14 protein-coding genes are annotated in these 12,894 nt (G+C 53.6%); 6 read left to right on the forward strand and 8 right to left on the reverse strand.

From position 1 onward, the window contains the following. The first annotated feature begins 213 nt into the window (after positions 1–213). A complete protein-coding gene (locus HNQ64_RS22325; protein ID WP_184212870.1) occupies positions 214–708 on the forward strand; it encodes a hypothetical protein in 495 nt (164 codons plus the stop codon). 114 nt (positions 709–822) lie between these two features. Here the strand turns inward: HNQ64_RS22325 and HNQ64_RS22330 are convergent, their stop codons facing one another. The 3 genes from HNQ64_RS22330 to HNQ64_RS22340 all read right to left on the reverse strand — a co-directional run bounded on the left by HNQ64_RS22330 (position 823) and on the right by HNQ64_RS22340 (position 4,524). After that, positions 823–1,515 (reverse strand): histidine phosphatase family protein, encoded by a 693-nt coding sequence (locus HNQ64_RS22330; RefSeq protein ID WP_184212871.1) that lies wholly within the window; start codon positions 1,513–1,515, stop codon positions 823–825. 51 nt (positions 1,516–1,566) lie between these two features. After that, positions 1,567–3,891 carry a DUF1549 domain-containing protein gene (locus HNQ64_RS22335; RefSeq protein ID WP_184212872.1) on the reverse strand — a complete coding sequence of 775 codons (2,325 nt, stop codon included), beginning with the start codon at positions 3,889–3,891 and terminating at the stop codon, positions 1,567–1,569. A 195-nt stretch (positions 3,892–4,086) separates the two neighbouring features. After that, positions 4,087–4,524: an acyl-CoA thioesterase gene (locus HNQ64_RS22340; protein WP_221305537.1), complete on the reverse strand. Its 438-nt coding sequence runs from the start codon at positions 4,522–4,524 to the stop codon at positions 4,087–4,089. Positions 4,525–4,634: 110 nt separating this feature from the next. Between HNQ64_RS22340 and coaD the strand changes: the two genes are divergently transcribed. Genes coaD through rpmF form a run of 3 tightly spaced genes read left to right on the forward strand, consistent with a single transcriptional unit; the run spans position 4,635 to position 5,837 of the window. Then, on the forward strand, positions 4,635–5,117 hold the full coding sequence (gene coaD / locus HNQ64_RS22345; protein ID WP_184212873.1) for a pantetheine-phosphate adenylyltransferase: 483 nt from the start codon (positions 4,635–4,637) through the stop codon (positions 5,115–5,117). Positions 5,118–5,159: 42 nt separating this feature from the next. Then, positions 5,160–5,636, forward strand: coding sequence for a YceD family protein (locus tag HNQ64_RS22350; protein ID WP_184212874.1), 477 nt, complete (start codon positions 5,160–5,162; stop codon positions 5,634–5,636). Positions 5,637–5,651: 15 nt separating this feature from the next. Continuing rightward, complete coding sequence (gene rpmF / locus HNQ64_RS22355; protein WP_078815962.1) at positions 5,652–5,837, forward strand: 50S ribosomal protein L32; 186 nt, start codon at positions 5,652–5,654, stop codon at positions 5,835–5,837. A gap of 143 nt (positions 5,838–5,980) precedes the next feature. On the opposite strand, the gene HNQ64_RS22360 is transcribed toward rpmF, so the two are convergent. Genes HNQ64_RS22360 through HNQ64_RS22375 form a run of 4 tightly spaced genes read right to left on the reverse strand, consistent with a single transcriptional unit; the run spans position 5,981 to position 9,566 of the window. Further along, complete coding sequence (locus tag HNQ64_RS22360) at positions 5,981–6,559, reverse strand: PqiC family protein (protein ID WP_184212875.1); 579 nt, start codon at positions 6,557–6,559, stop codon at positions 5,981–5,983. Continuing rightward, positions 6,556–7,566 carry an MlaD family protein gene (locus HNQ64_RS22365; RefSeq protein ID WP_184212876.1) on the reverse strand — a complete coding sequence of 337 codons (1,011 nt, stop codon included), beginning with the start codon at positions 7,564–7,566 and terminating at the stop codon, positions 6,556–6,558. Before HNQ64_RS22365 ends, HNQ64_RS22360 begins: the two co-directional genes overlap by 4 nt. Positions 7,567–7,580: 14 nt before the next feature. Then, entirely contained in the window at positions 7,581–8,369 is a 789-nt protein-coding gene (locus HNQ64_RS22370; RefSeq protein WP_184212877.1) for an ABC transporter ATP-binding protein, read from the reverse strand. Between the two features lie 3 nt (positions 8,370–8,372). Then, on the reverse strand, positions 8,373–9,566 hold the full coding sequence (locus tag HNQ64_RS22375) for an MlaE family ABC transporter permease (protein ID WP_184212878.1): 1,194 nt from the start codon (positions 9,564–9,566) through the stop codon (positions 8,373–8,375). A gap of 178 nt (positions 9,567–9,744) precedes the next feature. On the opposite strand from HNQ64_RS22375, the gene plsX reads away from it, so the two are divergent. Beyond that, entirely contained in the window at positions 9,745–10,767 is a 1,023-nt protein-coding gene (plsX, locus tag HNQ64_RS22380; RefSeq protein WP_184212879.1) for a phosphate acyltransferase PlsX, read from the forward strand. Next, positions 10,754–11,770, forward strand: a complete 1,017-nt coding sequence (locus HNQ64_RS22385; RefSeq protein WP_184212880.1) for a beta-ketoacyl-ACP synthase III — start codon at positions 10,754–10,756, stop codon at positions 11,768–11,770. The genes plsX and HNQ64_RS22385 overlap by 14 nt, the downstream gene beginning before the upstream one ends. Positions 11,771–11,845: 75 nt before the next feature. Here HNQ64_RS22385 and HNQ64_RS22390 read toward each other — a convergent pair whose 3' ends face one another. Further along, positions 11,846–12,526 (reverse strand): hypothetical protein, encoded by a 681-nt coding sequence (locus HNQ64_RS22390; RefSeq protein ID WP_184212881.1) that lies wholly within the window; start codon positions 12,524–12,526, stop codon positions 11,846–11,848. Positions 12,527–12,894 lie beyond the last annotated feature (368 nt).

A 12,894-nucleotide genomic window follows, 5' to 3' on the forward strand; every position in this document is an offset into this window, starting at 1 on the left:
ACCATGAGGGTGAAGCATGCCATAGGTGTCAATCCCACACAGCGTCAATACCTTCGCTCACAACACCTCGCGCCTATTGCATCATCCGGGTTGAACGTCCTCAAAAGCCATACCACCTCGGAAAATTTTAGATTCTCTACTTTTCAAACATTTAAGCATTGCGTTAAGCACGACGATTCTGTTAGACGATGTTTCACCTATTCCTTAAATCTTATGAAAAACCCGCTTCTTTTCCTTATTCTAGCCAGTTCCATCTCTGCTTATGGAGCTGATGCTTTGGAACTCAAAAACGGCGATTTTGAAAATGGAAAGCAGTTTTGGCGCGGTGACGGTAAGGTGGTCACCACCAAGGAAGGCAGCAAAGTCTTGGAACTGAAAGCATCTGAGCGATACGGAGACGAGATCACCCAAGAAGTGGACATGGGCAAAAACACCCAGTGTGAAGTCACCCTCAAGGTGCGCAGCGAAGGCTACACGGGAAATGGACTCCGCATTGCCATGCAGCGGCGTGGAGGTGGAAGTACCTTTGGAGTTCGCCCCGTCTCCACCGATGGTAATTGGACGGATCTCAAGTGGGTGTTCTCACGCAATACGCCCGATGAGAAGTTCACTTTCACCCTGACACCGACGATGGGCAAAGGGAGCATTCAAATTGATGATGTGAAGATCACAGCAGCCAGTGCCAACTCCCCGAATATCAAAAAATAACGGTAGCGAGCTCCGTCATTACAATTTTAGAAAAATGAAGCCGGGAACCTTTGATTAGGTATCGGCTTCATTTTTTTAAGGCCAAAGGCGAGATTTGACAGAGCCCTGAAGTCTTCAGGCGATGGGTGGGCAAAAGTTAAGAAGCTCGATCTCAACTGCGTGTTTTTTCTCTGGCTGGACTTCGACAATGCTCAGGCTGCCGTACTCAATATTGAAATGAGCCATGTATTTCAAGGGCTGCTCCAGCAGCAGGGCCAAGATCACGCGGATGATGCCGCCATGGCAAAAGATGGCTACACGCCGATGGGGATTCTCTTGAAGGATCTTGAGCAAGGCAGGCTGCACCCGCTGGGCAAGTGCTGCTGCCGTTTCACCCTGGGGGATGCCTGGGTTTTCGATGATCTCTAGCCAATCAAAGGCACTCACGCCAAAATGCTCCTGGATGCCATCCCAGCGATAACCGGTCCAGTCACCAAAGTCCACCTCACGCAAATCTGGCACAAGGGTGGGTTGCAATCCTTTGGCCGCCGCCAGAGGGGCCAGTGTCTGCTGAACACGGACCATCGGGCTGGCGTAAATGGCATCCAATGGGGTATCTGCCAGCCAGCTCGCCAACGCAGCGCCATGCTGGTGGCCTAGAGGCGAAAGCTCCATATCAATGCGACTGCCGCCAAAGACACGGTGGTAACGCTCCTCCACTTCACCGTGGCGGATGAGATAAAGCTGGGTGGGATGGTTGGGTAGGTGCGGTTTCAAAGCACGATGTTCATCGTCCAGAGCTAACAAACGATCAAGGTTCCAGGGCACAAAAAAAGCGGTGACTCGCAAGAGCCACCGCCATGAATTCCGAAAGCGCGACTACTGGATGAAGTAGAACTGGCGGGTGTTGAGTGCGGCCCAGAGAGCATCGCCTTTACCCACCATACCTTTACCCTCCACCACTGGTTTCAGCAGCTCTTGCTCCTCTGGGGTAGCCTTACGGCTGAAGAGCGCGAGATAAACCGCATCCACGGTCTGCTCAGTGGTTTCTGCCCGGCGCAGGGCGCGCGAGATCATCGTGTAAGGGTTCAGCAGTTGCGTGAAGGTCTTGCCATTTAGCAGCATGAGAGCCTGGCCCACGCTGGCTTCGTCATTGCTGTTTTCCACCAGCTCACGGTCACTCTGGCCAAACTCACGAAGGAAGTGACCATTGGGGGCTGGGCTGCGCAGATCAGCCGCGCGGACCATGTAAGTGTCGCGGTAGTTTTCCCAGGCTTTGAGGGAGGTCAGCTCTTTTTTATCGTCCACTTTCAGAGCTTCAGCATCCCGTTTCAGGCGCTGCTGCTGCTGGGCGGTGAGGCGGGCACGCTGCTGCTTTGCCATGATGGCGAGGGCTTCATCAATGCCCAGATCTTGACCTTCTTTGCTGCGAATGACGCTGGTGATTTCTTTGGCAAACTCCACATCATCCACCTGCTCCTTCAGCTTCCCTTCCCGGGCTAGCTGTGCAAACTTTTTGAAGCCCATTGAATAGATGATCTCCTCGGCGGCTTCGTCAATGGCCCGGCGCTGATTGGCCACCACTTTTTTGGCAGCACGGATGGCGTCCTCATCCTTTTTCTTGTTGGCCGCAGTGAGCTGTTCCTGGGCCTTGCGCACATCTGCGGCGAGCTGTTTCTGCACAGCGACTACTTTAGCAGCGCCTTCAGCGAGTTCCTGGGCAGAGAGGGCATTCAGCGCGCGGTCCAGCCACTCCACGCGGCGGATGGTGGATTCACGCTCAATGCTAGCGGTCATGCTCGGTGTATCTGGGGAAGGTTTATACAAAGCCACCATGCTGTCCCAAATCTGCTCTGCACTCATGCGGCGAAGGATAGGACCAGGAAAGTGGTACACTTCACCCAGTTCCACATCTTTAGTATAGGCGGCACGCTGGTAAGTGCTGCTGTTGTAGATGATGCGCAGGTAGGCCTTCATGTCGTAGTTCACCTGCTTCATGGTGTCTTCCAGAAAGGCCATGAGCTGCGGATTGCTAGGCACACTGGAATCAGTGATTTCATCCACCGGCTCGATGACACCCACGCCCATCACCTTTTTCCAAAGACGATTGGCGATGACCAGTGTGAAACGTGGATTCTCTTTAGAAGCGACCCAAGAAGCATAAGCCTCGATGGGTTTCTGCCCGTCTTTGACGATCTTGCCATCCTTCGAAAAAGCGGCAGGTATCACAGGCTCCACCACGCTTTTAGGCTTGGCATCCGCATACTGGTAGTCATGGGGCAGGCGCAGAGGCTTTTTATCCGTTTCATCCAGCACGGTGTTGTAGCGCAGCGGGCGTAGGATTTCATTCATAGCGCGGCCCACGTCTTTGCGGGCCAGTCCAGCCATTGCCTCTCCCCCCATCATCATGGAGTCCATGGACTTGTCTCCTTTGGCCGCTTTTTTGCCTTTAGCGCTGCGTCCATAAAAAGCCTGGGCTAACAAAGGATTCGAAAGGCCATTGCTACCGGTCATGCCATTGCTGTGAGCGGCCATTTGGTAGTAGTCCATTTGGGTCCACTTATCAAAAGGATGGTTATGGCACTGGGCACACACCATGCTGGTGCCGAGGAAGACCTGCGTGGTGACGGCCATGTTATCCAGCGGCATGTTGTAGTCGCGAATGTAAAACCCCACGGCCCCATTTTCATAAGTCTTGCCCTTAGCCGTCAGCATCTCCTGCACCATCTTGTTATAGGGCTTATTGGCCTTGAGCGAATCACGCACCCAGTTGGAATAAGCGGCACCCGCAGGTTGACTGTTACCCATAGTGAGTTGCGACTTCACGCGCAGCAAGTCACTCCAATAATTCGTAAAGTTTTGCACGTAGCCATCGGAGGCCAGAAGTTCATCAATCAGCTTGGCCCGTTTATCTGGGGCCTGATCGGCCAAGAAATCTGTGGTTTCCTTCAGCGTCGGGATACGGCCGGAGATATCCAGATAAATACGACGCACAAAAACCTCATCCGATACTGGAGCCGTGGGCTGGATTTTTTCCTTTTCAAGCTTGGTCAAGACGAGCTGATCCATCTGCTTCGCTTTGGCTTGAATATCTGCCGGGGACATCTCTTTCGCCTGGGTCAATCCCGCCAGCGCACAGGCCATAGCTGCCAGCGCCGCAGGTAAACGGTAGCCCGGATTTTTAGGAGTGAGGGAGGGTTTCATGGGAGTCTTTTTCATACACTGCGTGCCAGACGCGAGAACTCGCGCTGCGTTCCTGGGGGGCAGGACAGGGGCGGAAACGATGCACTCGAAGGCATCTTTCACACCGAAGGGTGGAAAAAATTCGATTTCAAACTGGAAGTGGGCTCACTCCTCAGCCTCCCCCACTTTCACGAGATGGGTAAACCGAATGCGAAATCATGACTTTCCCTTTTTCAGAAAAAGGTGGGCGTACTTCTCCATCCAGTCCTCTGGAAGACGCATCGGCTTGCCCTGGGGCATCTGGACGAGCGCCAGAGACTGCCGACAAGAAATAAGTATGGTTTCCTCTCCCAGCCGACGCACTTCAAAGGCGACCCAAAAGCGCACCCGCTCCACGCTTTCAAGACGACCGGAGATGACGAGTTCATCCCCGAGGGTAGCCGGTTTACGGTAGTCAATCTCCGTGCGAACGACGACGGGGTAAACCTGTGTCTGCGCCATATCACGCAGTTTCATGCCCAATTTTGCCGCGAGTCTTGTCCTCGCAGTCTCGATCATGCGCAAGTAGGCGATGTTATGAACCACACCGCCGATGTCCGTGTCGAAAAACATGACTTCCTCGCGCGTCTCAATGGTGGTGCTATCGTCGTTCATGGGATGTTGGAGCTGTCTCCTTGAATTAAGGGCGACCAGCGGAATTGCAACTTTCCTGAGCAATCGCTTTTCTCCTGGTGTCTAAACGAGTAACCAGTCTGCTTTTTTTTATGCGCCGCGCCATCTACCCTGGAAGTTTTGACCCCATCACCAATGGCCATTTGGATGTGCTGCAACGCGCGGCGGGTTTGTTTGATGAACTCATCGTCGCCGTAGCCCAGGACAATGCCAAGCAAAGCCTCTTCACCGTGGAAGAAAGGGTAGAATTGCTCATCGGTGCCACGGAACACATCCCTAATCTGAAAGTGATGCCGTTCCAAGGCTTGCTGGTGGACTTTGCCAAACAGCAGGGAGCCGTGGCCCTCGTGCGAGGGCTGCGAGCGGTAAGTGATTTTGAGTTTGAATTCCAACTCGCCCTGATGAACCGGAAGCTGGAGCCCAATCTAGAAACCATGTTTCTCATGCCCCGCGAAGAGCTGACTTACATCAGCAGCCGACTGGTGAAAGAAATCTCTCGGCTAGGTGGCAACGTAAATCAATTTGTGCCCCCTCATGTCGTAGCAGCCCTGAAAGCACGGCAAATGAAAAGCTAGACCTCTTGAGGCCCCTTTTTACCTTTTCCCATCTCGAACCTTATGAACCCATTCCATTTCGACATTCGCAACCTGCCTGTGGATGGCAAACAAGTGACTGGCAGCCTGCCCGCTAGCTTTTTCCAGTTGCCAGAAAATGACCTCGTCAAAGCAGAAACGCCCGTGGTTTATGACCTGACTTTTCTTCGCGATGACAAAGACATCATCGTCACAGGCAGTCTTGATGCCACCTTCAGCCTGGAGTGCGGTCGCTGCCTCCAGCGCTTTCAACAGAGGATTCACCTTCCTGAATACCAGGCCGAAGTGCCGATTGAAAAGGAAACAACGATGGACTTGACAGACCTCGTTAGAGAAGACATTCTGCTCACCCTTCCGAACTTCCCGCGCTGTGAAGACGGCAACGTTGATCCGCGCGACTGTCCTGCTGAAGGCGACTTCGATCCGACTGATGAACCTCTGGTGAACGAAGAGCCTGGCGCTGACGGCGGAGTGTGGAATGCCCTCGATCAATTGAAATAGCGACCCCTTCCGAACATGGCCAATCCAAAACGCAGACAATCCAAGAGCCGCCAACGCCTCCGTCAGGGAGCTAACCGCTGGCGTGCACCCGTCCTCAAGACCTGCCCTGAGTGCGGCACTTCTGTTCCTGGCCACGTGGCCTGCCCTTCTTGCGGTTACTACAAAGGCCGTCAGGTGCTGAATATCACCGCTGGCGAGTAATCGTAGCGACTGAGAGGCTCATCTTTCCAACCCCGCCTGGGAAACCGGGCGGGGTTGAGTTTTTGCATAGTCAGAACGCCGCCAACTTCAGAAGATCCTTAACCTCTGAAGTCCGATCAGGAATGCGCCGTGCAGACCTAGACCTACCTCAAGGATTTAGCTATGTCTCGAGAAAGCCGGGCCAGGGCTTCATTCATAGCGGCAATGCGACCCGATACAGGAGGAACGGTCAGCTCAATCGGCACTTCGGTGCGAAAGCTGCGGAAGTCTGTATCCCCACCCTTCACAGGTTGCACCTTCCAGGTGCTCTCCAGCACCAGAGCACCGGCGGGTGAGGGATCAAACTGGGCGATTCGGAGTTCCACCAAAGAAGTATATTCCAAGGTCACAAAATCCTCCACAGGCAATATGCCCGTGGAACCGGTGAGACGGCTAAGATTCGCCGCGATCACCCGAGCAATCGCTGGCGCAAGAGGCTCAGACCAGAGATGATTGTCCTGCACGCGAACGGCCCCAGAACCATCACGAGCAACCAACTGCTGGCGGTCCAGATAGGCAGGCAAAGCCGGACGAGCAATCCCTAAAGCAGGGCGTGCAGACGTCCCTGCCCGATAGGGTATAGCAGGGTCCAGGAGATGCCTCGAAGCCGGATCTTTAACCGGCTTGAACGTGCTGCATGACAGCAACAAGAGCGGCAGGCAGAGCAAAAGAGCGTTTTTCATTCTTTGTTATCCTTACCCATGAGCAGGGCGTTGGGGTTGCGTTTCAGGTCATTGGCCAGTTCCGTGATGGCCCGGGCTGCGCGCTCGGTTTCTTGAAGCACTGCCTGAAGACGCATTAAAACCGGACCACGCGGATTGGTCACTTTAGTAATTTCTCCACCAGCTTCTTCGATTCGAGTGAGACTTTCGGCCGCCTTGTCTGCCACCTTGGAGAAGTCTTCGAGCAAAGGATCTACCCCCTGATTGACCTTAGCACTCAGGTCTCGAAACTGAACCAGGGCTTCGTTAAGATTATCCACAGCCAAAGACAGCTTTTTATCCCCGGTGAAGTTTTTTACGTCCTCGGTGATGACGAGTAGGCTATCGCTGATAGCCTTGGTATTCAGATCGGCCAACTGTTTATCGGCGGATTTTAGAACATCTCTTAAATCCTTGACGATGCCATCCAGGTCCAGAGCATTGATCTTTTTGAGACCATCCGCCACACCTGCTATCAATTCATCAATCTCGGTCGCAATCGTCGGCACCGTGGGATAATTCGCAATGGTGGGACCATCATACAGAAAGCCGGGCTCGTCAGGCACGATGTCGAACTCAATGTAGAGCAGGCCAGTGAGCAGGCTCTGCTGCTTCATCCCCGCCCGCAGGCCGCGCTCGACCGCGCGTTCCACCCCTTCCCTCCTGGAGAAATCAATGGCCACGCCCGTGGTAGTGCCAATGGCTTTCAGATCTTTTTCCCCTAATTCCACCACGACCGGGATGATTTTGCGGTTCTTTTCAGTATCCACCATGACATTGATGGAAGCGACGCGACCGATACGAACACCGCCGAAACGCACGTCCGAGCCGACCATGAGGCCGATGGCACTCTTGTCGAAGTGCAGGAGGATTTTGTGCGAACGTTCAAAATACTTCCCTGCACCAAACAACACCACCGCAACTCCGGCGATGATGAGTCCGACCAAGGTGAAGGCACCGATAAGAGTAGGATTGGCTTTCTGGCTCATGAAATAACTTCTAGTTAGGCGTCCTTCTTGACGGCAATTTCTTCTCCTCGATTCAAAAAACGCCTGACATTGTCATTCTCCGAATGGTCTCGTAGGTCCGATGGGTTCCCCACGGCCCCCAAGGTCCTGGTTTCAGTATCGAGAAAAACACTGTTGTTGGCGATGGCAAAGATGCTGGCGAGCTCATGAGTCACGATGACGACCGTGGAACCCAGACTATCCCGCAACCGCAAAATGAGATCGTCCAAACGACGGGAGCTGAGCGGATCCAGCCCTGCCCCCGGCTCATCAAGAAAGAGAATATCTGGGTCCAGAGCCATAGCGCGGGCGATGCCTGCACGTTTATTCATCCCACCACTGACTTGGCTGGGGTAATAATCCTCATACCCGGAAAGTCCCACCAAAGCCAGTTTATAGGAAACCAATTCCCGCACGGCCTTAGGCGACATTTGAGTAAACTCGCCCAGAGGCAGGGCGATATTTTCCGCCAAGGTCAGCGAAGACCAGAGAGCGCCGGACTGATACATCACGCCAAAACGACGAATGAACTTCTCACGCGACTCAGGCTCCGCCTCGGTAAAGTTTTCTTCTCCATAATACACGCTCCCTTTCGCTGGCTCTCTGAGGCCGATGAGATGGCGGAGCAAGGTGCTTTTGCCACACCCACTGCCCCCCATGATGACAAAAATATCTCGATCCTGGATATCAAAGGTCAGGTCCTTCATCACCACAAAGGAACCATAAGCCATCGTCAGATCTCGAATGGAGATCTTGGCTTTCGATTCTTTGGCGGGCACGCTCATGAGTTAGATTTCCAGCAGGGTGAAGATGGCGGCAAAGGCGGAATCCAAAATGATGATGGCGGTGATGGAAATGACCACCGCCCGGGTGGTAGCCTGCCCGACAGCAGCCGAGGAATTCCCCGCATTCATGCCCTGCATGCAGCCACTGATGGCAATCGCCGCCGCAAAGAAAAAGCTTTTTAACACCCCCAAAGAAGCGGTGGTGAGATTGATCGCCAGGAGGGTTTCATTCCAGTATAGCACGGGCGGTATCCCCACCACCGCACCCACCAGCATGCCCCCCAGAATACCAATGATGTTGGCATACACCGTAAGCACTGGCATCATCAGCAGCAGGGCCAGAAGGCGAGGCAAGACGAGAAAGTCGAACGGGTTCAGGCCAAATGTGCGTAGGGCATCTATCTCCTCATTTGCCTTCATGCTGCCCAAATGCGCGGCAAAGGCAGCCCCCGTGCGTCCACTCATGATGATGCCCGTCATCACCACCCCCATTTCACGAACCATGGCAATGCCCACCAGATCCGCTACGAAGATATTCGCACCGAAATTCGTGAGCTGAACATTGCCCACAAAAGCAAGGATCAGTCCGATCAAAAAACTGATCAGCGAGACAATGGGTAAAGCCTCAATCCCGCATTCCTGGATCGTCATCCACAGATCACTGCGGCGAAAGCGAGCCCGCCCGGTCAACAAACGACCCACGGAGAGTAAAGACTCCCCCACGAACTCTGCCATGCCGAGGATTCCAGCCCAAATGCCGAGCGTGATCTTCCCAAGAGCTTTGAGCTCCGAGGGGGCTGCACTACGTGTCTTAGCCTCGCTCCGCTCCGGCACAGCCAGTGCCAGCTCCATCAGCCCACGCAGATTATCAGGCAGTCCTTCCAGCGAAGGGGGTTCTACTTCAGCTTCGCCCGAAGGAAATTCACGAAACAGCGATAGAAGAAAGGCAGGAAGAGTTGAGTCGAAAGATTTCAATCCTTCAGTCTGAAAGTGGTCGGGCCACTGAGTCGGCGTTGTCCCTTCGATCTTTGCCTCCGGTCCTTCTCGATTCCACACACCCGCCAGAATCAAAGTCACAACTGCACCCTCCTGAGTCCAGGAAGCAGAAGGGGGTGTGGCATCGGCGCGTTCGCTCACTGCGGCACTATTCGCCAGAACAGAACGGGAAACAAGAAGCGGTTTAGAGGGAGACATCATTCTGCTTGAGAATCATGAGCAAGCAGATTTTTTCGCGCCACAAGCCTGTGTTGGTCCCTTCCCGATTGTACTTTCCCGCCCTCATCCATCATGCTGGAATGAATCCGCATTTGCAAACTGACCGAGCCACGCTTTACACTCAGGCTTTCCAAATTTTGAAAACCACAGCTCCTGAGGCATGAAAATCGCGTTGGATGTCATGGGTGGCGACCACGCCCCGCAGAATCCCATGGGCGGCGTGAAGCTAGCCCTGGAAACCTTGCCGCAGATCGAGAAAATCTTTCTCGTGGGCGTCCCGGAACTCATCGAACAGGAGATGCACAAGCAAGGCATCCCCGCCAGTCCCAAGCTGGAAATCGTTCCTGCCAGCCAGGTGGTGGACATGAGCGACAGCGGCCTGGATGCTGTGCGCAAGAAAAAGGACAGCTCCATCGCCCGCGCAGTGGACTTGGTGAAGGAAAAAACTGCCGATGCCGTCGTCAGCGCCGGCCACACCGGGGCCGCCGTCACCGCCAGCCTCATCAAGCTACGAACCCTGCCCCATATCGAGCGCCCCGCGATCGCCTCCGTCATGCCTTCGCAGACGACGACTTGGCTGCTGATTGACGCGGGAGCCAATCCCGACAGTCTCCCCGAGCACCTCGTCCAAAACGCCCTCATGGGCAGCGCCTATGCCAAGCATGTCATGGGCCGCCCCAACCCACGCGTGGGCCTCATGTCCAACGGCACCGAGGAGGAAAAAGGCAATGCTCTCTGCAAAGAAACGGCCAAGCTGCTACGCACCACCCCCGGGATCAATTTTATCGGTAACGTGGAGGGTCATGATCTCTGGGAAACTCCGCCTGATGTCGTCGTCTGCGACGGCTTTACTGGCAACATCATCCTCAAGACCTCCGAAGCTCTGGCTCATGCCCTTTTTGGCATGATCAAAACCGAGATCATCAGTTCCACCCGCACCAAAATCGGCGGCCTGCTAGCCAAGCCAGCTTTCAAGCGCATCCATAAAAAAACCAGTGCCGATGAGGCCGGTGGCATGCCACTGCTGGGTCTCAATGGCATCACCATCATCGCCCACGGCGGAGCCAATGCCTACGCCATGAAAAATGCCATCCGCATGGCTTGCGACACCATTTCCCACCAGGTGAATCCTCACATTGAGGCCGCCATCTCCCAACATCTTCTCATCCATGCCCACGCCTAGTTCGCAGCCCTTCTGCGCCTCCAGCATCATCGGAACCGGCAGCTACATGCCGGAAAAAATCCTGACCAATGACGACCTGTCCAAATTTGTGGACACCTCCGATGAATGGATTACCAGCCGCACGGGCATCCGGGCACGGCGCATCGCTGCAGATGACCAAGCCACCAGCGACCTCGCCAGTGAAGCCGCCCGCCGCGCCATGGCCGCTGCGAACGTGCAGCCGGAAGACATCAATCTCATCGTCGTGGCCACAGTTACGCCAGACATGTTCTTCCCCTCCACCGCTTGTTTCGTCCAGAAAAAGATCGGTGCCAGCAACGCCGTCTGCTTTGACATCAGCGCGGCCTGCTCCGGCTTCCTTTACGCCCTGCAAGTCGCCCGTCACTTCATCAATACCGGCAACCGCACCACCGCCCTGGTCATCGGCGCAGAAAAACTCAGCAGCCTCATCAACTGGCAGGACCGCAACACCTGCGTCCTCTTTGGGGACGGCGCAGGAGCCGTCGTCATCCGCCGGGCCGAAGAAGGCGAAGACGCCCCTGGGCGCGTCCTTTCCACCGTCATGGGGAGCGATGGTAACCTGACTGATCTCCTCAAAGTCCCTGGAGGTGCCAGCGCTTGCCCCATCACGCCTGAAAACGTGGCCAGCCGCCCGAACACCATCCACATGGAAGGCCGGGAAACCTTCAAGCATGCCGTCACACGCATGTGCCAGGCCAGCGAGCAAGCCCTGGAAATCGCTGGCTTGAAGAAAGAAGACATCGCCATGGTGATCCCCCACCAAGCGAATGCCCGCATCATCACGGCCATCGCCGATCGGCTAGGCGTGCCTCCTGAAAAAACCTTCATGAACCTGGATCAATACGGCAACACCAGCGCCGCCACCATCCCGGTGGCTCTGGATGAAGCTCATCGCCAAGGCAAAATCAAACGCGGTGACATCATCCTCCTCGTTGCTTTCGGCGGCGGCTTTACCTGGGCCAGCTCCGTGATCCGCTGGTGATTACGGCGTATGCATACAATAGTATCTGGTAGATCACACACACATTAGACACCGGAAACTTGGACATCTGGTCCATCAGTGGCGAGGACCAATGACTATTTTTATAACCCCTTTTGGGGGGCGTATTTCTTCGTGAGGACTAATTATCAAAGGTTTATATCCAGAAGCGTGAAATGCAGCCAATAGTGCATTGGAAGCTGTGTCTTCCACGAAAGGTATTTTGCCTGGAAGTTCATCACTTGCAAACGTGATTGCCAAGCCAGATATTGAGTTGGAGAAAAGCAATCCCGCCTCCTGCATCATAAATGTTCGGCTCACATCTTTTAAAGACACCCCCTTTGGCATTTCACGCAATAACCACCCAGTCTTAGCTATTTCACCATAAATACTCTCAGCAAACACATAAGACTCCGAATGTTCAGCAGCATAGACGATTTGGACTTCCCCAGTTTTCCTACCCTCGAGAGCTTTAGAAAACTCGTTTCCAACAAGACGCCATTTTATTTCTTGTTGTAATCTGACCATTTCTAATTCTGCTAAAGCTGCACGTTCTTTAGCCTCCTGCGCTTTTAAATTCGCTTCTGCGATTTGAATTTTAGATTCAGTTTGGTAACGCTCTAATGCTTTCTTTTTGTTGTCAGAATCCCTGTCTGCAAAATACCAAGCCGCTGCACCTACAAAAGCCAACAGAGCTCCCATAATCACACTAGCAACAGCAAATATTGACGACATTTTCTCAACAAGTTCAGAAGACATAATTTTGGACTGTTTGTGAATATTTGCCTTTTCCACCATCGTTACCTTTCTTGATAAAGAAATAATTTTCTATTTACCTTCAGTGTAAAATCAAAGTAATAATCTAACTAGTAACGACGCATTTGAATATATGTAAATTACACCACTTCCTCTAAAATGTAATCTTTCTAACTCGCAATCGAAAGAGGAGGAACTTGGGCCTGCTTCCAGAGCTCAGAACAAAAAAGAGGGTTATTCCTTCTTTCTGGCATTTCGGACAAACAAAAAAATTCCCTCAAGGTCTTTTCTAGCATATTTCACACCGTCAAATTTCCATTCCTTCGAAATCGCAGAATTTTGATAGCTCATGATGGAAATGTCTGGACTGG

Source organism: Prosthecobacter dejongeii (genome assembly GCF_014203045.1).
GTDB classification, from domain to species: Bacteria; Verrucomicrobiota; Verrucomicrobiia; order Verrucomicrobiales; family Verrucomicrobiaceae; genus Prosthecobacter; species Prosthecobacter dejongeii.

Coding starts and splice junctions, on each gene's coding strand:
- HNQ64_RS22335 (WP_184212872.1), bottom strand. CDS start 3,891: ATGAAACCCTCCCTCACTCCTAAAAATCCGGGCTACCGTTTACCTGCG.
- plsX (WP_184212879.1), top strand. CDS start 9,745: ATGAAAATCGCGTTGGATGTCATGGGTGGCGACCACGCCCCGCAGAAT.
- HNQ64_RS22360 (WP_184212875.1), bottom strand. CDS start 6,559: ATGAAAAACGCTCTTTTGCTCTGCCTGCCGCTCTTGTTGCTGTCATGC.
- HNQ64_RS22390 (WP_184212881.1), bottom strand. CDS start 12,526: ATGTCTTCTGAACTTGTTGAGAAAATGTCGTCAATATTTGCTGTTGCT.
- HNQ64_RS22340 (WP_221305537.1), bottom strand. CDS start 4,524: ATGAACGACGATAGCACCACCATTGAGACGCGCGAGGAAGTCATGTTT.
- HNQ64_RS22350 (WP_184212874.1), top strand. CDS start 5,160: ATGAACCCATTCCATTTCGACATTCGCAACCTGCCTGTGGATGGCAAA.
- coaD (WP_184212873.1), top strand. CDS start 4,635: ATGCGCCGCGCCATCTACCCTGGAAGTTTTGACCCCATCACCAATGGC.
- HNQ64_RS22385 (WP_184212880.1), top strand. CDS start 10,754: ATGCCCACGCCTAGTTCGCAGCCCTTCTGCGCCTCCAGCATCATCGGA.
- HNQ64_RS22375 (WP_184212878.1), bottom strand. CDS start 9,566: ATGATGTCTCCCTCTAAACCGCTTCTTGTTTCCCGTTCTGTTCTGGCG.
- HNQ64_RS22325 (WP_184212870.1), top strand. CDS start 214: ATGAAAAACCCGCTTCTTTTCCTTATTCTAGCCAGTTCCATCTCTGCT.
- HNQ64_RS22370 (WP_184212877.1), bottom strand. CDS start 8,369: ATGAGCGTGCCCGCCAAAGAATCGAAAGCCAAGATCTCCATTCGAGAT.
- HNQ64_RS22365 (WP_184212876.1), bottom strand. CDS start 7,566: ATGAGCCAGAAAGCCAATCCTACTCTTATCGGTGCCTTCACCTTGGTC.
- rpmF (WP_078815962.1), top strand. CDS start 5,652: ATGGCCAATCCAAAACGCAGACAATCCAAGAGCCGCCAACGCCTCCGT.